The following is an 18,130-nucleotide window of genomic DNA, read 5'->3' as shown; positions in this document are numbered from 1 at the left end:
CTGCCAGCCAGCGGCGCCAGCGCGATGCGCGACGCGGGTCGCTGCGCCCCGCTTCCGCGGAATCGGCCGGCACCGGTCGCGCGAGCGCCGCGCGAATGCGCTCGGCGTCGAACGGCGGTGCGCGAAACCGCACGCCCGTCGCGTCGTACAGTGCGTTCGCGATCGCCGCCGCTGCGGGCGCCGCCGCCTGCTCGATCCGGCGCGGATCGTGCACGGACAGCTCGCCGTGCACGCGATGGGCCATGTCGTCGAATGCAATCAGTTCATGAGCGATCGCATCCGGCTGCGCCCCCATGCCGGTTTCGTCGTGCGCGGGCCGCGCGGACAGGCGCGCGCCCATCACGCGCGAAATCGCTGCCTCGATCTGCCATGCGGGCAAGCCGGCCATCGACGCGTCGCCCGGTTCGCCGGCACCCTGGCCGGCCACGACGCGCCGCACCGCGACGTCGCCCGTCGCGCGGTCGACGTCGAGATCGACGACCCATGCGGACCAGCGCGCATCGCCGTCGCCTGTCGCGTCAGCGTCCGGCGGTGTGTTGCCGGACGGTGCCGCGGCGCCATCGAAAGCGAAGCCACGCCCGCTCAGGCGCGCATGGGCACCCGGGTCGACCGCGGCCGGTGCGCCCCATGCCGCACGCTCGCTGACCATCCGGATGATCTCGCGCGGCCCGGCGTCCCGCGCCGCATCGAGATGCTGCAGGCGCAACGCAACCGGATCGCGCCGCAACGCGCCCGCGAGTTCGTCGACGAAGGATTCGCGCGCGAATACGTGCGCGTGCCCGGGAATCGTGTGACCTGCATCGGCGAGTTCGATCGACGTCTGTGCGTGCCGGTAGACGAACGGCGCGACGGGGACGGTATCCGCTCGTTCGGTCTTCGCATCGTGCGGCGCGTGACGATCGTCCGTAGCCGCCTGCGCGCGATAACGCCAGGTCGTCATCCGCCCGTCGGACGCGGTCCGCGTTTCGACGTCGAACGATACCTGTGCGTCTGCATGCGCGTCGCCGATCGGCCAGGTGTAGCGCGCGCGGTGTGCGCGCAATGCGTCGGTGCCGGCTTCATCGCGCGGCTCGGCGCCCGTCACGTGCTCCGGCGCGAGGGGCAAGCCCGTGTCAGGCTTCATCGCCGCCTCGCAGGTAGCGTGCCGCGCGATGCACGGCCCGGATGATCTCCAGATGCGTGCCGCAGCGGCAAAGATTGAAGCGCAACGCATCGCGGATCGCCGCGTCGTCCGGCGACGGATTTTGGTCGAGCAGCGCCTTCGTGCTCATGATCATCCCGTTCAGGCAATAGCCGCACTGCGCGGCCTGCTCGTCGATGAACGCGCGCTGGATCGGATGCGGCGCGTCGTGCAACCCGAGCCCTTCCAGCGTCGTGACGTCGCGCCCGCTCGCGGCGGCGGCCGGCACGACGCACGAACGCGTCGCCTGCCCGTCGACCAGCACCGTACAGGCGCCGCACTGCCCGAGCCCGCAGCCGTACTTCGGGCCGTTGAGCGCGCAGTCGTTGCGCAGGACCAGCAGCAGCGGCGCGTCGGGCGCAGCCTCGACGAAGGTATGCGGCGTGCCGTTCACGCGAAACGCCAGCGGCCGCGACGGAGAAGCGGGATGGGACATGAATGGATCCGGAATGCGGCGCGCGGGCCGGGGGCGACCGGCTGCGGGCACTGCCACCGGTGTGCGCCCGCCGGCGCGCGCCTGACATATAACACGCCGAAAAACACGCGTACCGGCGCAGCGGCGCTCGCGACGGCAAAGCGCCGGCCGGCGCGGGCACCGCGTACGCGTCAGGCCGCGGCCGCGACGCTGTTGCGCGACGGCGAGATGAGCGGCACGTCGAACACGTCGTAGCCGAACACCCACGACGGATCCTCGTTCGTGCGCAGCCATGTGTTGTTGTGCGACACGAGCTGCACCTTCGACGCACGCGCCGCGCGATTCGCCTCGTACAGCGCGAATGCGCCCGCGTAGTCGCCGATGCCGACTTCGTCGAGGCAGCGCGCGAGCATCGCGGCATCCTCGATCGCCATCGCCGCGCCCTGCGCCATGTGCGGCTTCATCGGATGGCATGCGTCGCCGAGCAGCACGAGGCGGCCGCGGCTCCACAACGGCAACGGATCGCGCTCGAGCAACGGCCACTTGGTGATCGACGGCGACACGTCGATCAGGTGCTGGATGTCGGCATGGAAACCCGCGAACGCCTCGCGCATTTCGTCGCGGCTGCTGTCGACCATCGACACGCCTTCGGGCCATTCGGCCTGCGGCACGCCGGTCACGTAGTAATACTCGTCACGCTTCTCGGTCACGTAGTAGACCATCATGTGGCGATCCTCCGACCACCACTTCACGCACATGTCGTACGGCTTGTTGCCGAGCAGCGACGCCGGGAACACCGCGCGGTGCGCGACGTAGCCCGTGTAGCGCGGCGGTTCCGCGCCGAGCAGGTGCTCGCGGATCCGCGAATTCACGCCGTCCGCGCCGATCACGATGTCGGCGGTCTCGACGCTGCCGTCGGTGAACGTCAGGCGCACCGCGTCGCCGGTGTCCTCCACCGCCGCGAGCCGCTTGCCGAAGCGGATCGTGCCGGGCGTCACCGCCTGCGTCATCAATGCATGGAAATCGCCGCGATGCACGGTCAGGTAGCTCGCGCCGTACGCCTTGCGCGCGTAGTCGCCGAGCGGGATCTGCGCGAGCACGTCGGCCGTCTGCCAGTCGCGGCTGTACCAGCAATCCGGATGCGAACCCATCGTCTCCAGCGCGTCCTCGCAGCCGATGCGCCGCATGATCTTCATCACGTTCGGGCCGAGGTGGATACCCGCGCCGAGGCGCGAGAACGCCGGCGCCTGCTCGTACAGCGCGACGTCGTAGCCGCCGCGCTGAAGCAGCGCCGCGGCGGCCGTGCCGCCGAGACCGGCGCCGATGATTGCGATACGGGGTGTGCTCATGCGGATCTCCTGATCGTGGGCCCGTCGCCGAACGCGGCGCGAGAACGGGCGGATTGAATGGCGTTTATGTAGCGTACACACTCAATTTATTCAGGACAAGCGGATTGTCGTCTCCAGCAACCACATTCGGGAAAACACCAATTAATCCATGAATATCCGCACCATCAAGCGATGGACGCACGATAGACGTCATTTTTATTCATTGTCATTTTCAAATGTACACACTAGACTTTACTCGACATCCGGCGATCCCGCACCCGCGTGCCGCCCCATCCTTACCGACACGGAGCCTCCCGTCATGAGCAAGACCTACCGCATCGGCCAGATCGTGCCGAGTTCCAACACGACTATGGAAACGGAGATTCCCGCGATGCTGCGGCTGCGCGAAGCGATCCGTCCCGAGCGCTTCACGTATCACTCGAGCCGGATGCGGATGAAGAAGGTCGTCAAGGAAGAACTCGCGGCGATGGACGCCGAATCCGACCGCTGCGCGGTGGAACTGAGCGATGCGCGCGTCGACGTGCTCGGCTACGCGTGCCTCGTCGCGATCATGGCGATGGGGCACGGCTATCACCGCGTGTCGCAGGCGCGCCTGACGAAGCACACGGCGGACAACGGCGCACAGGCACCGGTGCTGACGAGTGCGGGCGCGCTCGTCGACGCATTGAAGGTGATCGGCGCGAAGCGGATCGTCGTCGTCGCGCCGTACATGCTGCCACTGACCGAACTCGTGGTCGACTACATCCGCAACGAAGGCTTTGACGTGCTTGCGTACCGCGCGCTGGAGATCCCCGACAACCTCGACGTCGGCCGCCACGATCCGGCGCGCCTGCCCGACATCGTGAAGACGCTGCCGTACCAGGACGCCGATGCGATCGTGCTGTCCGCCTGCGTGCAGATGCCGTCGCTGCCGGCCGTCGCGAAGGTCGAGGCGATGACGGGCAAGCCCGTGATCACGGCCGCGATCGCGACGACCTACGCGATGCTGCGCGAACTCGACCTCGAGCCGATCGTGCCCGGCGCCGGCGCGCTGCTGTCCGGCGCGTACTGAGCGCGCCCCTTCCGACGGAGTCCCTTCATGCCCTCGACTTTCCTGTATGGCGCGAACATCCGCGCGAACGGCATCCGCCAGCACTACCTGCGCTACGGCGGCGCGACCGGCGCGCGCGCTTCGCGCCCGGCGATCGTGCTGATTCCCGGCATCACGAGCCCCGCGATCACGTGGGGTTTCGTCGGCGAAGTATTCGGTGCGGCGTTCGATACCTACGTGCTCGACGTGCGCGGCCGCGGGCTGTCCGACGCGTCGCCGTCGCTCGACTACAGTCTCGACGCACAGGCCGACGACGTCGCGGCCCTCGTCGCCGCGCTCGGCCTGCCGCGCACGAGCCTCGTCGGCCATTCGATGGGCGCGCGGATCGCCGCGCGGGCCGCACGGCGCGGCATCCACGGGCTCGAATCGGTCGTGCTCGTCGATCCGCCCGTGTCGGGCCCGAACCGCCGCGACTATCCGGGCAAGCTGCCGTGGTACATCGACTCGATGGCGCTCGCGCGCGCCGGCACCGACGCCGAAGGCATGCGCGCGTTCTGCCCGACCTGGACCGACGCCGAACTGCAGTTGCGCGCCGAATGGCTGCATACCTGCGACGAGCGCGCTGTGCGCGCGTCGTACGAAGGCTTTCATACCGACGATTTCCACGCGGACGCCGCGCAGTTGGCCGTGCCGTCGCTGCTGATCACGGCCGAACGCGGCGACGTGGTGCGCGACGACGATGTCGCCGAACTGCAGCGCGCGACGCCGTCGATGCGGCACGTGCGCGTGCCCGACGCCGGCCACATGATTCCGTGGGACAACGCACCGGGTTTCTACGCGGCGTTCGGCGACTTCCTCGGCGCGCCGCTCGCGGCCTGAACGCGCGGCGCCCGCCCCTTTCCTTCACGCTTTTACCGGAGCCGACGATGCCAGTCAGCGATTCCCAACTGATCGACGCGTGGAAGCAGGTCCTCACGCTGTCGCGCCTCGAACCGGGCCAGACCGTCACGATCCTGACGAGCGCGGCCACCCATCCGCAGACGCTGTCGTGCGCGCTGATCGCGACGCAAACGATGGGCGCGATCGTCAACCGCCTTGACCTGCCGCCGGTGAACGGCGACAAGGCGTTCAGCCGCGACCCGCTCGCGTATCTCGGCACGACGCCGCTGACCGGCAACAAGGCCGCGATCGCTGCGCTGCGCGAGAGCGACCTCGTGCTCGACCTGATGACGCTGCTGTTTTCGCCCGAGCAGCACGACATCCTGAAGTCCGGCACGAAGATCCTGCTCGCGGTCGAGCCGCCCGAAGTGCTCGTGCGGATGGTGCCGACGCTGGCCGACCGCACGCGCGTGCTCGCCGCGGCGAAACGGATCGCCGCCGCCCGCGAGATGCGCGTGACGTCGGCGGCCGGCACCGCGCTCGTGTGCCCGCTCGGCGAGTTCCCGCCGACGGCCGAATACGGCTTCGTCGACGCGCCGGGCCGCTGGGACCACTGGCCGAGCGGCTTCGCGCTGACCTACCCGAACGACCGCACCGCGCGCGGCACGATCGTGATCGACCGCGGCGACATCCTGCTGCCGCAGAAGCACTACGTGCGCGAACCGATCGCGCTGACCGTCGAAGGCGGCTATGCGACGCGCATCGAAGGCGGCGTCGACGCCGATCTGCTGCGCGACTACATGGAGACCTTCGCCGACCCCGAAGGCTATGCGATCTCGCATATCGGCTGGGGGCTGCAGCCGCGTGCGCGCTGGTCGACGCTCGGGCTGTACGACCGCGAGGCGACGATCGGGATGGACGCGCGCGCGTTCGAGGGCAACTTCCTGTTCTCGCTCGGCCCGAACAACGAAGGCGGCGGCAACCGCACGACCACCTGCCATATCGACATCCCGCTGCGCCGCTGCACGGTCGAGCTCGACGGCGCGATCGTCGTGCGCGACGGCCGCGTGACCGACCAACCCGCCTGACCGACGAGCGACCGACACCATGAACGATCTTTCCCGTCACGCCGAAGCGAACGTCTATCGCCAGCAGGGCTTCGGCACGCCGCTGCCGCCGCACGGCAACATCGGCCTGCTGATCGTCGATTTCGTGGTCGGCTTCGCCGATCCCGCGACGTTCGGCGGCGGCAACATCGCGCCGGCGATCGCGCGCACGACGCGTGCGCTCGCGCTCGCGCGCGAACGCGGCTGGCCCGTCGCGCACAGCCGCATCGTGTATGCGGAAGACGGCAGCGACGACAACGTGTTCTCGCTGAAGGTGCCCGGCATGGCGACGCTGACCGAGCACCACCCGAACAGCGCGATCGTGCCCGAACTCACGCCCGCGCCGGGCGAACTCGTCGTGCGCAAGACCGTGCCGTCGGCGTTCTTCGGCACGCAGCTGGCGCCGTGGCTCGCGCAGCGCGCGGTGCAGACGCTGCTCGTCGCGGGAGCCGTGACGAGCGGCTGCGTGCGCGCGAGCGTCGTCGATGCGATGTCGCACGGGTTCCGCCCGCTCGTGCTCGCCGACTGTGTCGGCGATCGTGCGATCGCGCCGCACGACGCGAACCTGTTCGACATGCAGCAGAAATACGCGGCCGTGATGCCGCTCGACGACGCGATCGCGGCCATCGATGCGGTGCAGGCGCGCGCACGCTGAATCGTCGCGGCGGGCCGGCGGCGTGACCGGCCGACGCCTGCCAGCGCGATTGACGCTGCGCTTTTGGCGACCTAGATTGGGGACGCGCGCGCTCGCGACGGTCACCGTCATGGCGCCTCACGCACACCGCGAACAGGACGCCCGGGGCGCCCGCCGCGTCGCCCCGCGTACGCCGCATCGGGCCGCGCGCCGCCGCTCCCTCGACAGGACCCTTCATCCGTGAACCGCTCCGAACTGCTCGCGCGCAACGGCTGCCTGACCGTCATCCGGCCGCCCGCGCCGCCCGTCAAGCCGGCGCCCGGTCAGCCGGGCAGCCTGTCGTCCTACGTGCCGGCGCTGCCGGAAGTGTTCGTCGCGATTCTCGACGACGGCCGCATCCTCGCGTTCAACGGCCACGTCGATCTCGGCACCGGCATCCGCACGTCGCTCGCGCAGATCGTCGCCGAGGAACTCGACGTGCCGGCCGCGCGCGTGACGATGGTGCTCGGCGACACGGCCGCGACCCCGAACCAGGGCCCGACCATCGCGAGCGCGACGATCCAGATTTCCGCGACGCCGCTGCGCTGCGCTGCCGCGCAGGCGCGTCACACACTGCTGGCGCTCGCCGCCGAGCGGTTCGGCGTCGATGCGGAACGGCTGGCCGTCGACGATGGAGCGATTTCGTTCGATGGACAGGTGATCACGTTCGCCGCGCTCGTCGCCGCGCACCGGATCGCGCTGACGCTGGACCTGAACACTCGCACGAAAGATCCGGCCCTGTACCGGATCGTCGGCAAATCGTCGCCGCGCGTTGACCTGCCCGCGAAGGCAACCGGCCAGCTCACGTTCGTGCACGACATGCGCGTGCCGGGCATGCTGCACGGCCGCGTCGTTCGGCCGCCCTATGCGGGGCATGACAGCGGTTCGTTCGTCGGTGATGCGCTGATCGACGTCGATCGCGCATCGGTGGCCGACGTGCCGGGGCTCGTGGCCGTCGTCGCGATCGGCGATTTCGTCGGCGTGGTGGCCGAACGCGAGGAACACGCGATCCGCGCAGCGCGCCAGCTGCGCGTGACGTGGCGTCCGCTCCCCGCGCTGCCGCCGCTCGACGAACCGGCTGCCGCGATCGCCGCCGCGCCGGCCAAACGCCGCGTGCTGCTCGACGAAGGCGACGTCGACGCGGCGCGTGCGCAGCCCGACACGATCACGCTGTCGCGCACCTATGCGTGGCCGTTCCAGATGCACGGCTCGATCGGCCCGTCATGCGCGCTCGCCGACTATCGCGAGCCGGGCAACGGCCGGATCACCGTGTGGTCCGGCACGCAGAATCCCGTGTCGCTGCGTTACGACCTCGCGACGCTCGTCGCGCGCGACGAAGCCGATTTCGACGTGGTGCGGATGGAAGCGGCCGGCTGCTACGGCCGCAACGGTGCGGACGACGTGTGCGGCGACGCGCTGCTGCTGTCGCGCGCGGTCGGCCGCCCGGTACGCGTGCAGCTGTCGCGCGCGGACGAACATTTGTGGGAACCGAAAGGCGCCGGCCAGCTGATGCAGGTGACCGGCACGGTCACGCGTGACGGCCGCCTGCTCGGCTACGAGTTCACGACGCGCTACCCGTCGAACGACGCGCCGCTGCTCGCGGCGCTGCTGACCGGCACGATCGCGCCCGAGCCGCGCGTGTTCGAGATGGGCGACCGCACGGCCGTGTCGCCGTACGCGAGCCCGCATCGCCGCTTCGTCTGCGAGGATCTTGCCCCGCTCGTGCGTGCGTCGTGGCTGCGCGGCGTGTCGGCATTGCCGAACTCGTTCGCGCACGATGCGTTCGTCGACGAGTGCGCGGCGCTCACCGGCGTCGACCCGCTTGCGTTCCGGCTGCGCCACCTGCAGGACACGCGCGCGACCGAACTGCTGCAGGCCGTGGCCGATCGCGCGGGCTGGACGCCACGCGTGCGGCGCACGCTGCATGAACCCGAGCCGTCGCGGCTGGTGCGCGGCCGCGGGATCGCCTATGCGCGCTACGTGCACAGCCGCTTCCCCGGCTTCGGCGCGGCGTGGTCGGCATGGGTCGTCGAACTGAGCGTCGATCGCGTGTCGGGTGAGATCCGCATCGAACGCGTCACGGTCGGCCAGGACACGGGCACGATGATCAACCCCGATGGCGTGCGCCACCAGATCCACGGCAACGTGATCCAGGTATTGAGCCGCACGCTGAAGGAGCGCGTGCGCTTCGCCGACGGCAAGGTCGCGTCGCGCGAATGGGCGAGCTATCCGATCCTCACCTTCGCGGAAGTGCCGGACGTCGACGTCGTGCTGATGCCGAGGCAAGGCGAGCCGCCGCTCGGCGCGGGAGAATCGGCGTCGGTACCGGGCCCGGCCGCCGTCGCGAACGCGTTGTTCGATGCAACCGGAGTGCGGTTCTACGCGCCGCCGTTTACACCGGAGACGGTCCGGGCCGCGTTACGCGACGCAGGCCGGTTGATGACGGCCGATGGGGCTGGCGTGCAGATGGCGACCGGCACGGCTTAGAAGCCGCGGGCTGCGTCGCAGGATCGAATCGGCCGACCGGACGGGTGCGACACCCCCTCGCGAGCGACGCGCATCACGCGTCGCCGTCTTCTTCCATCATCTTGCGCAGCAGGAACTGCAACGCGACCCGCTCGCCCGGATTGAGCGCGCCATACGTGCGCTCCGTCACCTGCCGCGCGAACGGCACCGTGCGATCGATCAGCGCGAGGCCGGTCGCGGTTGCGCGCACGATCAGCTTGCGGCCGTCGTTCGGATCGGGCAGCACCTCGATCAGCGCGCGCGCCTTCAGCCGGTCGACCACGCCGCGAATCGTCGCCTGGTCGATCGCGGTCGCCTTGACGATGTCGTTCAGCGAGCACCCCTGGCGCTCCTTGACCGCGCACAGCGTGACGAACTGCGCGGCCGTGAGATCCGAATCGGGGATCGCTTCCTGGAAGATCGACACGTGCCGCTGATATGCGCGGCGCAGCAGGTGCCCGACCTGGTCGTGAAAGTCGTAGGAATCCTTGGAAGACGCCATGAAAGTGCAGGCCCGCGCCACGTGTAATGGAAAGACATGCAGTGTACACCCTCAATTCGACCCGACCGGCAGCCGGGTTGCTGCTTCGTTGCGGTGCATCAGGATTCGCCACACCCGGCACGCAGTGCGCCTGACGATTGCCCGGCGGCTGTGCCTTACCCACCTGGAAGGTCGCCGAAACGGCAAGCCATGCACGTTCGACCCTGCTGCCGCGCACGTGCTTGCGCACCTCGGTCGACTTTCGTGCACACACTTCACTTTTAAGCGCATACGCACGAATTTTGTGCATGTCACCTCATCTCTCCTCCCGCTTTCAACGTGCAGACGAATCCATCAAAATCCTCGTCAAACACGCGGTTTTTCTCACGAAAACATTTGCCGGCACGCGGCCGGAATCGTGCCTGTGCGATTCGGTATTTTCTAGTGTGTACGCTATTTAATTGCCGTGATATACAGACTCCAGTGCGCAGCGGAACGTCCGCTCGCGTCGATCGGCCACCCATTCATCCGTCACATTCGAACAGGGGCAATCCCATGTCTACCGCACACCCGAGCGCCGCCGTTTCCCCCGACGACGCGCCGCACGGCAATCTCTATCGCAAGGTCACGCTGCGCCTGATTACCCTCTTCTGCCTGTGCTACTTCGCGGCCTATCTCGACCGCATCAACATCGGGCTCGCGAAACTCCAGATGCTCGACGCGCTGAAGTTCAGCGATACGGTGTACGGGCTCGGCGCCGGCCTGTTCTTCGCCGGCTACATCCTGTTCGAAGTCCCGAGCAACCTGGTGCTGCAACGCGTCGGCGCAAAGCTTTGGATCGCGCGGATCATGATCACGTGGGGCCTGCTGTCGGGTGCGACGATGTTCGTGCATACGCCGATGCAGTTCTACATCGTGCGCTTCCTGCTCGGCGCGGCCGAGGCCGGCTTCCTGCCCGGCGTGCTGCTGTACCTGACGCAGTGGTATCCCGATGCGCGCCGCGCGCGGATCGTCGCACTGTTCATGGTCGGACTGCCGCTGTCGAGCATGATCGGCAGCCCGATCTCCGGCTGGATCATGCGCGCGTTCGACGGCACGCACGGGCTCGGCGGCTGGCAGTGGCTGTTCCTGCTCGAAGCGCTGCCGTCGGTGCTGCTCGGCTTCGCGGTGCTGCGCTGGCTGCCGAACAGCATCGAATCCGCGCCGTGGCTGAACGCCGACGAGAAGCACGCGTTGCGCGCGAACCTCGACGCCGATCCGTCCGGCAACAAGAGCCATGCGCTCGGCAAGGCGTTCTCGGATCCAAAGGTATGGGCGCTCGGCCTGATCGATCTGTGCGTGCTGCTCGGCCTCTACGCGGTGAGCTTCTGGCTGCCGACGATCCTGCGCGACACGGGCGTCAAGGACGCGTATCACATCGGCTGGCTGATGGTGATCCCGAATGCCGCGGCCGTGCTCGCCACGCTGTACTGCGGTGCCAGTTCCGACCGCGCGCGCGAACGCCGCTGGCATATCGTCGTACCGTTCATGGTGTCGGCCGTCGCGCTGGCGATCGCGGCATCGTCGTCGCACGGCACGTTCGGTACGGTGCTGCTGTTCTCGCTGATCAACGCGGGCGCGGCCGCCGCCATGCCGGTCGTCTGGGCCTTGCCTTCGACGTTCCTGAAGGGCTCGGCCGCCGCCGGCGGGATCGCGTTCGCGTGCTCGATCGCCAACCTCGGCGGGTTCGGCAGCACTTACTTCATCGGCTGGCTGCGCGACACGTTCCATTCGCAAAGCGCGGGGCTGTACGGTTTCGCCGCGTGCATGGTGGTCGGCTGCGCCCTCGCGCTCGCCTATCCGGCCCGGCTCGTGAACCGCTGACACAGCGCGTCGCCCGCGCGACGCCGTCATTTTTACAACCGCGCCGAGCGCGCGGGCCCGCCCCACGCCCCCGTCTCACCCCGCGCACGCCGCCCCGCCGGCGCGTGCGCGCCGCCCGTCCCCCGCTTTCCGCCTCCTCCCCGCCTCCTTTCCGCCGCCGTTCGCCGCGCAGGCACATCGCTTGCGCCATGCACGCGCCCGCCGATCCGGCGGACGGCATCCTTCCCTCAACCGGCGCTGCGCACCGCGCGACCCTTCGCGCGGCGATCCCGCATCGCAAGCAGGTTCCCTGAACGAGAGGACAACATGAAATCAATACGAACGGTGGTCGCCCTGTGCTCGGTCGTTTCCGTGCTCGCGGCGTGTGGCGGCGGCGGCAACGACGTCGGCACCGAGCTCGGCATCTCGAAGCCGCAGGCGCGCTTCATCAACGCGGTGCCGGCCGGGCCGAACCTCGACTACTACCTGAACGCGAAGCTCGACCAGGGCGGTATCGCGTACAAGGGTGTGACGCGTTATCACGACGTCGACTCGGGCACGCAGAACGCGAGCTATGACGTCTCCGGCACGACGACGACCATCGCCGCGCAATCGTTCAGCGCGGCAAACGGCCATCACTACACGACGATCGCGCTGCCGAGCACGACGTCGCTGATCTCCGTGATCGATGATCCGTACAACAAGGGCCTGCTGTCGGACAAGGCGCGCGTGCGCAGCTTCAACGCGTCACCGAATGCGCAGAACGTCGACATGTACATCGTCCCGCCCGGCACCGACATCACGACGCAAAGCCCGACGCTCGCGGGCGCGGCCTACCAGAACGCGGTGCCGGCAACGACGCAGGATTCGATCTACCTGAACGGCGGCAGCTACCAGGTGATCGTCACGACGGCCGGCAGCAAGACGCCGATCCTCAAGACCGCGCCGGTCACCATCAACAACAACGCCGACTGGCTGCTGCTGACGATCCCGTCGGGCGGGATCGGCGACGTGACGCCGAACGATATCCACGTGCTGGTTGCGCAGGGCAACGACGCCGATACGTCCGCGCAGGAACTCGGTCCGCAATAAGGACCGCCGATGATTGCGGCGGGCGGCGCGATCGTGCCGCCCGCCGCACCTTTCCCGTCCTGCCGTCAGTCGGTCCGCTCCAGGACGATCACATGCTCGGCGCGTGCACTGTCGCCGTGCTCGATGTCGACATCGCCGACATGGCGTACGCGCCAGCCCGGCCGCGTCGCGATCTGCGGCATGTTGCCGGACGGACGGCTCTCGATCCCGCCGAGCCCTTCGTCGGGCGTATCGACCGCTTCGTCGAGCGACGCGTTCGAATAAATCACGTTGTCGTGCCACTTCGACGCGCCCGCGGCGGCTTCCATGCCCTTGCCGTCGACGTCGACCGTGTTGTCGGTCATCGCCATGTTCGCGTTGTCGAGTGTCGGGATCCGGGCGGCCGCTCGCCGCACGGGGTCGTCGCTGTCGGGCGCCTGCGTGCCGCGCTCGATCGGCGGCAGGCCGGTCGGCATTTTCCCGGCAATCTTCTCGGGTGTCAGCGGACGCTGCGCGACCTGCGCCGCCTGGGTCGCCGCGTCGGGCATGTCGCCGGCCGCCGGCGTCTTCACCGGGCTCTTCTCGATCTGTTCCCGCTGCTTTTCCGGGGTAGGGTTCGATTCCGCGTTCTGCATTGCACCTCCTTGTCCGGCCGGCGCGTGCCGGCATCAGGGCTGCCGCCGCCGGTCCGGGAATCGCTACAACGGTCCTTGCAAAACTTTCATGTGCGCGGCCCGACACGCACGTCACCGGGCGCACGTGCCAGGACGGCACGGCACCTTTCCTGCGGACGGCGCACCCGCGCGCAGCCGGCGCGACGTCCGCCCCACGCGTCAGCCGCGCGTCAGCCGCCGCTCGCACCGCCCGGCGCGGAAGCCGCGCCCGGCATGCTCGCGCCGCTGCCGGCCGCCCCGCTGCTCGGCATACCCGACGGTGCGGTGGACGGTGCGGCCGACATGGCGCCCGGTGCGCTCGATTCCGAGCTTGCGCCGCCGTTGTCGCTCTTCTTCTGGCAGCCCGCGCCTGCCGCCAGACCCGCAATCAGGATGCCGGCGAAGACGGCTCGCGATACATGAAGAAATGAATATCGCTGCATGACACCTCCGCTGATGTCGATGTGGATGGAGCCCGCAGGCGCGCAATTCGCGTGCCACACCCGGCCACCGCGGCTGCCCGCTGCCATTCATTTTTCAAATGACGGCCAACCGAATATTTAATTTCCCATCGTCTTGCCGGCCTTCCATACTCGCGAACAAATCCGAGACATAACGTCCACGGCGGCCGGGCCGGCGCAGCGTTCCCACGTTGCCGGTCATGCGCCCCGCACATGGCAGGAGACAACGGCGTGCAACTGGAAGCCACCCACCGCCCGGGCATCGTGCTCGGCGCGGACGACGCATCGCATCGCACCGACTCGACCGCGCGCGACCCCGCGCTGAGCCCGCGGCTGCACAACCCCGACCTCGCGCCGACCAAGGCCGAGGGCCGGACATGGGGCCGCTACAGCATCTTCGCGCTGTGGACCAACGACGTGCACAACATCGCGAACTACTCGTTCGCGATCGGGCTGTTCGCGCTCGGCCTGTCGGGCTGGCAGATGCTCGCATCGCTCGCGATCGGCGCGGTGCTCGTCTACGCCTTCATGAACCTCACCGGCTACATGGGCCAGAAGACCGGCGTGCCGTTCCCGGTAATCAGCCGGATGAGCTTCGGCATCTACGGCGCACTGCTGCCCGCGATGATCCGCGCGGTGATCGCGATCGCATGGTTCGGGATCCAGACCTATCTCGCGTCGGTCGTGCTGCGCGTGCTGCTCACCGCGATCTGGCCGGGCCTCGCCGCATTCGACCAGAACGCGATCTTCGGGCTGTCGACGCTCGGCTGGGTCACGTTCATCGCGATCTGGCTCGTGCAGATCGGCATCCTCACGTACGGGATGGAAATGGTCCGCAAGTACGAGGGGCTCGCCGGCCCGGTCATCCTCGTCACGACGCTGTCGCTCGCCGCGTGGATGTTCAGCCGCACCGGTGGCCATCTCGCGATGTCGATCGGCAAGCCGCTAACCGGCTTCCGGATGTGGACGGAGATCTTCGCGGGCGGCTCGCTGTGGCTCGCGATCTACGGCACGCTGGTGCTCAACTTCTGCGATTTCGCCCGTTCGTCGCCGAGCGCGAAGACGGTGCGCGTCGGCAACTTCTGGGGCCTGCCGGTCAACATCCTCGTGTTCGCGACGATCAGCTTCGTGCTCGCCGGCGCGCAGTTCAAGCTGAACGGCCACATCATCCACAGCCCGACGGAAATCATCGCGACGGTGCCGAACAAGCTGTTCCTCGTGCTCGGCTGCCTCGCCTTCCTGATCGTAACGGTCGCGGTGAACATCATGGCGAACTTCGTCGCGCCGGCCTTCGTGCTGACGAGCCTCGCGCCGCACCGCCTGTCGTTCCGCCGCGCGGGCCTGATCAGCGCGACGGTCGCGGTGCTGATCCTGCCGTGGAACCTGTACAACAGCCCGATCGTGATCGTCTACTTCCTGTCCGGCCTCGGCGCGCTGCTCGGCCCGCTGTACGGGATCATCACGGTCGACTACTGGCTCGTGCGCAAGCAGCGCGTGAACGTGCCCGACCTCTATACCGAAGCGCCGACCGGCGCCTACTTCTACACGCGCGGCGTGAACCGCAAGGCGCTCGCGGCGCTCGTGCCGTCCGCGCTGATCTCGATCACGCTCGCCGTCGTGCCGGCCTTCAGCGCGATGACGCCGTTCTCGTGGCTGCTCGGCGCGGCCATCGCGGGCAGCGTGTACTGGCTGCTGGCCGATCGCAACCGGCACTACGAGGAGCGTTCGGGCGAACCCATCGCGGTCGCCTGCGCCCAACACTGAAACACCTGCATACGGAGTCGCAATGAGGATCCTGGTAGTCAACGTCAACACGACCGAGTCGATCACCGACGCGATCGCCGCGCAGGCGCAGGCCGCCGCGTCGCCGCGCACGGAGATCGTCGGGCTGACGCCGCGCTTCGGCGCGGAGTCGATCGAAGGCAACTTCGAGAGCTACCTTGCGGCGATCGCCGTGATGGATCGCGTGCTGCACTACGACGAGCCGTACGACGCGGTGATCCAGGCCGGCTACGGCGAACACGGCCGCGAAGGCCTGCAGGAACTGCTGACGGTGCCCGTCGTCGACATCACCGAAGCGGCCGCCAGCGTCGCGATGCTGCTCGGCCATCGCTACTCGGTCGTCACGACGCTCGACCGCACGGTGCCGCTGATCGAGGATCGCCTGAAACTCGCCGGGCTCGACGCGCGCTGCGCGTCGGTGCGCGCAAGCGGCCTCGCGGTGCTCGAACTCGAGGAGAACCCGGCGCGCGCGATCGAGTCGATCGTCGGCCAGGCGCAGCGCGCGGTGAAGGACGATCACGCGGAAGTGATCTGCCTCGGCTGCGGCGGGATGGCCGGCCTCGACCGGCAGATCGAGGAATGCACGGGCGTGCCGGTCGTCGACGGCGTCTCGGCCGCGGTCGCGCTCGCCGAGTCGCTGGTGCGCCTGAAGCTGAAGACGTCGAAAGTCCGCACGTACGCGCCGCCGCGCCCGAAGCGGATCGTCGGCTGGCCGGGCACCTTCGCACAATGACGCAGCGCCGGCCCGCTGCTGCGTCGCACGCGCGCATCGGGTCGCCGGGAGGCACATCGGCATGCGGGACCCACTAGACCCGAACACCCTGCCCCGCGGCACGTCCGACGCAACGGACGCGCTCGACGTGCTCGATGCGCGGCTGATGCGCATCCTGCTCGTGCTGCTGACCGAGCGCACCGTGTCGCGTGCGGCCGTGCGTCTGAACATGTCGCAGCCGGCCACCAGCGCGGCGCTCAAGCGGCTGCGCACGCTGCTCGGTGATCCGCTGCTGGTGCGCAGCCGCTACGGGATGGTGCCGACCGAGTTCGGCGCGCGGCTGATCGAACCGCTGCGCAACGCGCTGCGCGTGATCGACTTCATCCGCATCCAGCAGCCGAGGTTCGACGCGCGTACGTCGGTGCGCACCTACCGGATCGGCTGCCCCGACTACCTGAACGTGCTGTTCGTGCCGAAGCTCGTCGCGCTGTTCCGCGAACGCGCGCCGGACGCGCAACTCGTGTTCCATCCGCTCGGCGACGGCTTCGACGACGAACGCGCCCTGGCCGACGGCGAACTCGACGTCGTGATCGACAATCGCCCGGCGCGCTCGTCGCGGTTCCGGCAGGACGACCTGTTCGACGATCGCGTCGTGTGCCTGATGCGCGCGACCCATCCGCTCGCGCGGCACGGCACAATGACGGCGGCCGAGTTTGCCGAAGCGCCGCAGCTGTGCCCGACACCGTCATGGCTCGAAGCGTCCGGCGCGATCGACAGGCAACTCGAACGCGTGGGCCTGCAGCGGCGGATCGTCGTCACGCTGCCGCACTTCGAACTCGCCGCGCACGCGCTCGTGCGCACCGACATGCTGCTGACCACCACGTACCGGCTCGCGCGGCACTATGCGAAGCTGCTGCCGCTCGCCGCCGTCGCGCTGCCGGCCGAACCGCCGGACATCGTGTACCGGATGACCTGGAACGAATCGGGGGCATGCGCCGAGGGCGTGCGCTGGCTGCGCGGGCTGATCGCGGAAGCGACGCGTGCGTGGCTCGATGCGGAGGCCAGGCTGCCGGCGGTTGCGGCGGTGGCAGTGACGGCGGTGGCGGCCGGCGCAGTCGCGGACGCGGACGCGCGGAACAGTACGCCAGCCGAGGCCGATACGCCCGAGCCCACACGACGCACGCGCCGCAGGCAGTCAACGCATTGCCATGCGGCGCATCCGCGGCGTGTCGCCCATGCGGCACGCATCCACCGCCTCGCGACGAAGTCGCATTGACCGGCGCGATCGACAGGCGCGACAACGGGCCGATCCGGCGATGCGTCGATACGCCGATACGTCGATACGTCGATACGTCGATACGTCGATACGTCGATACGCAGCTCAGGCTACGTTGACAAGCACCACGGCAAAACAACCGATCGCGTGCCGCCCGGTGCATCACGCGCCGTCGCGCATCGGTTGCGCAAGCAACTTGCAGGCAACGACGGCGGCGACCAGCGCAAGCACGCCGCTCACCGTCAGCGCATCGGCGAACCCGCTCGCGAACGCAACGGGCGCCGCCTGCGCGAGCGCACCGGCGGCAGACGGCGGCACACGCTCGAGCGCACGCGCCAGGTCGCCGGCCAGCAGGCTCGACATGAACTGCGCATCGGCGAATGCGCGCAGGCCCGGCGCGGCGGACAGCAACCGGTCGAGCCGCGCATGCGTGCTTGCCGCCAGCACCGCGCCGAGCACGCCGACGGCCGTCACGATCGCCGAGAAGCGCGTCGTCGTGCTGATGCCCGATGCCATGCCGGTGCGGTTCGGCGGCACGCACGCCATGATCGCCTTCTGCGTGTCGCCGTTCATGATGCCCGCGCCGCAGCCCGTCACGAACATGCCGAGCGCGACGAGCCGGTAGTCGCCGCTGGCCGTCAGCGCCGCGGTCGCGAGGTTGCCCGCGCCGATCAGCGCGAGCCCGCCCGCCAGCACGCCGCCGGACGACACGCGC

At 69.0% G+C, this 18,130-nt stretch carries 15 protein-coding genes and 2 pseudogenes; 10 read left to right on the top strand and 7 right to left on the bottom strand.

Annotation, left to right across the window (positions count from 1 at the left end; translation table 11 throughout):
- From F3J15_RS33580 to F3J15_RS33570, 3 genes and pseudogenes are all read right to left on the bottom strand, one after another.
- Positions 1–1,123, bottom strand: a pseudogene (locus F3J15_RS33580) (cytochrome C); the annotation flags it as partial.
- Positions 1,113–1,616 carry a (2Fe-2S)-binding protein gene (locus tag F3J15_RS33575; protein ID WP_166896600.1) on the bottom strand — a complete coding sequence of 168 codons (504 nt, stop codon included), beginning with the start codon at positions 1,614–1,616 and terminating at the stop codon, positions 1,113–1,115. The pseudogene F3J15_RS33580 and the gene F3J15_RS33575, both read right to left, overlap by 11 nt.
- 170 nt (positions 1,617–1,786) lie before the next feature.
- Positions 1,787–2,944: an FAD-dependent monooxygenase gene (locus F3J15_RS33570; protein ID WP_166896598.1), complete on the bottom strand. Its 1,158-nt coding sequence runs from the start codon at positions 2,942–2,944 to the stop codon at positions 1,787–1,789.
- Positions 2,945–3,242: 298 nt separating this feature from the next.
- Between F3J15_RS33570 and F3J15_RS33565 the strand changes: the two genes are divergently transcribed.
- The 5 genes from F3J15_RS33565 to F3J15_RS33545 all read left to right on the top strand — a co-directional run bounded on the left by F3J15_RS33565 (position 3,243) and on the right by F3J15_RS33545 (position 9,119).
- Entirely contained in the window at positions 3,243–3,995 is a 753-nt protein-coding gene (locus tag F3J15_RS33565; protein ID WP_060212471.1) for an Asp/Glu racemase, read from the top strand.
- A gap of 27 nt (positions 3,996–4,022) precedes the next feature.
- On the top strand, positions 4,023–4,853 hold the full coding sequence (locus F3J15_RS33560; protein WP_166896596.1) for an alpha/beta hydrolase: 831 nt from the start codon (positions 4,023–4,025) through the stop codon (positions 4,851–4,853).
- 47 nt (positions 4,854–4,900) lie between these two features.
- A complete protein-coding gene (locus tag F3J15_RS33555) occupies positions 4,901–5,941 on the top strand; it encodes a 2,5-dihydroxypyridine 5,6-dioxygenase (protein ID WP_166896594.1) in 1,041 nt (346 codons plus the stop codon).
- A gap of 19 nt (positions 5,942–5,960) precedes the next feature.
- Positions 5,961–6,614 carry an isochorismatase family protein gene (locus tag F3J15_RS33550; RefSeq protein WP_166896592.1) on the top strand — a complete coding sequence of 218 codons (654 nt, stop codon included), beginning with the start codon at positions 5,961–5,963 and terminating at the stop codon, positions 6,612–6,614.
- Positions 6,615–6,833: 219 nt separating this feature from the next.
- Positions 6,834–9,119: a molybdopterin cofactor-binding domain-containing protein gene (locus tag F3J15_RS33545; protein ID WP_166896590.1), complete on the top strand. Its 2,286-nt coding sequence runs from the start codon at positions 6,834–6,836 to the stop codon at positions 9,117–9,119.
- Between the two features lie 73 nt (positions 9,120–9,192).
- Here F3J15_RS33545 and F3J15_RS33540 read toward each other — a convergent pair whose 3' ends face one another.
- Positions 9,193–9,639: a MarR family winged helix-turn-helix transcriptional regulator gene (locus tag F3J15_RS33540; RefSeq protein ID WP_046549825.1), complete on the bottom strand. Its 447-nt coding sequence runs from the start codon at positions 9,637–9,639 to the stop codon at positions 9,193–9,195.
- Between the two features lie 534 nt (positions 9,640–10,173).
- Between F3J15_RS33540 and F3J15_RS33535 the strand changes: the two genes are divergently transcribed.
- Both F3J15_RS33535 and F3J15_RS33530 read left to right on the top strand, forming a co-directional pair.
- Complete coding sequence (locus F3J15_RS33535) at positions 10,174–11,481, top strand: MFS transporter (RefSeq protein ID WP_166896588.1); 1,308 nt, start codon at positions 10,174–10,176, stop codon at positions 11,479–11,481.
- Positions 11,482–11,787: 306 nt separating this feature from the next.
- Positions 11,788–12,552 (top strand): DUF4397 domain-containing protein, encoded by a 765-nt coding sequence (locus F3J15_RS33530; protein WP_166896586.1) that lies wholly within the window; start codon positions 11,788–11,790, stop codon positions 12,550–12,552.
- Between the two features lie 65 nt (positions 12,553–12,617).
- Here the strand turns inward: F3J15_RS33530 and F3J15_RS33525 are convergent, their stop codons facing one another.
- Both F3J15_RS33525 and F3J15_RS37595 read right to left on the bottom strand, forming a co-directional pair.
- On the bottom strand, positions 12,618–13,166 hold the full coding sequence (locus F3J15_RS33525) for a DUF3005 domain-containing protein (protein WP_166896584.1): 549 nt from the start codon (positions 13,164–13,166) through the stop codon (positions 12,618–12,620).
- 209 nt (positions 13,167–13,375) lie between these two features.
- Entirely contained in the window at positions 13,376–13,627 is a 252-nt protein-coding gene (locus F3J15_RS37595; protein WP_205191103.1) for a hypothetical protein, read from the bottom strand.
- 231 nt (positions 13,628–13,858) lie between these two features.
- Here F3J15_RS37595 and F3J15_RS33515 point away from each other — a divergent pair, with 231 nt between their 5' ends.
- The 3 genes from F3J15_RS33515 (at position 13,859) to F3J15_RS33505 (ending at position 17,415) form a co-directional block, all read left to right on the top strand.
- On the top strand, positions 13,859–15,409 hold the full coding sequence (locus F3J15_RS33515; RefSeq protein ID WP_166896580.1) for an NCS1 family nucleobase:cation symporter-1: 1,551 nt from the start codon (positions 13,859–13,861) through the stop codon (positions 15,407–15,409).
- A 22-nt stretch (positions 15,410–15,431) separates the two neighbouring features.
- Positions 15,432–16,160 carry an aspartate/glutamate racemase family protein gene (locus tag F3J15_RS33510; RefSeq protein WP_166896578.1) on the top strand — a complete coding sequence of 243 codons (729 nt, stop codon included), beginning with the start codon at positions 15,432–15,434 and terminating at the stop codon, positions 16,158–16,160.
- A gap of 61 nt (positions 16,161–16,221) precedes the next feature.
- Positions 16,222–17,415 (top strand): LysR family transcriptional regulator, encoded by a 1,194-nt coding sequence (locus tag F3J15_RS33505; RefSeq protein ID WP_166896576.1) that lies wholly within the window; start codon positions 16,222–16,224, stop codon positions 17,413–17,415.
- 162 nt (positions 17,416–17,577) lie between these two features.
- Here the strand turns inward: F3J15_RS33505 and F3J15_RS33500 are convergent.
- Positions 17,578–18,130: pseudogene (locus tag F3J15_RS33500) on the bottom strand (MFS transporter); the annotation flags it as partial.

Origin of the sequence: Burkholderia sp. Ap-955 (assembly GCF_011753045.1) — a bacterium.
GTDB lineage: Bacteria > Pseudomonadota > Gammaproteobacteria > Burkholderiales > Burkholderiaceae > Burkholderia > Burkholderia lata_D.
This window is presented reverse-complemented; position numbering and strand designations above follow the sequence as displayed.

Excerpts from the sequence above, each read along its gene's own strand:
- F3J15_RS33575 (WP_166896600.1), bottom strand. The coding sequence starts at position 1,616 with ATGTCCCATCCCGCTTCTCCGTCGCGGCCGCTGGCGTTTCGCGTGAAC.
- F3J15_RS33570 (WP_166896598.1), bottom strand. The coding sequence starts at position 2,944 with ATGAGCACACCCCGTATCGCAATCATCGGCGCCGGTCTCGGCGGCACG.
- F3J15_RS33565 (WP_060212471.1), top strand. The coding sequence starts at position 3,243 with ATGAGCAAGACCTACCGCATCGGCCAGATCGTGCCGAGTTCCAACACG.
- F3J15_RS33560 (WP_166896596.1), top strand. The coding sequence starts at position 4,023 with ATGCCCTCGACTTTCCTGTATGGCGCGAACATCCGCGCGAACGGCATC.
- F3J15_RS33555 (WP_166896594.1), top strand. The coding sequence starts at position 4,901 with ATGCCAGTCAGCGATTCCCAACTGATCGACGCGTGGAAGCAGGTCCTC.
- F3J15_RS33550 (WP_166896592.1), top strand. The coding sequence starts at position 5,961 with ATGAACGATCTTTCCCGTCACGCCGAAGCGAACGTCTATCGCCAGCAG.
- F3J15_RS33540 (WP_046549825.1), bottom strand. The coding sequence starts at position 9,639 with ATGGCGTCTTCCAAGGATTCCTACGACTTTCACGACCAGGTCGGGCAC.
- F3J15_RS33535 (WP_166896588.1), top strand. The coding sequence starts at position 10,174 with ATGTCTACCGCACACCCGAGCGCCGCCGTTTCCCCCGACGACGCGCCG.
- F3J15_RS33530 (WP_166896586.1), top strand. The coding sequence starts at position 11,788 with ATGAAATCAATACGAACGGTGGTCGCCCTGTGCTCGGTCGTTTCCGTG.
- F3J15_RS33525 (WP_166896584.1), bottom strand. The coding sequence starts at position 13,166 with ATGCAGAACGCGGAATCGAACCCTACCCCGGAAAAGCAGCGGGAACAG.
- F3J15_RS37595 (WP_205191103.1), bottom strand. The coding sequence starts at position 13,627 with ATGCAGCGATATTCATTTCTTCATGTATCGCGAGCCGTCTTCGCCGGC.
- F3J15_RS33515 (WP_166896580.1), top strand. The coding sequence starts at position 13,859 with ATGGCAGGAGACAACGGCGTGCAACTGGAAGCCACCCACCGCCCGGGC.
- F3J15_RS33510 (WP_166896578.1), top strand. The coding sequence starts at position 15,432 with ATGAGGATCCTGGTAGTCAACGTCAACACGACCGAGTCGATCACCGAC.
- F3J15_RS33505 (WP_166896576.1), top strand. The coding sequence starts at position 16,222 with ATGCGGGACCCACTAGACCCGAACACCCTGCCCCGCGGCACGTCCGAC.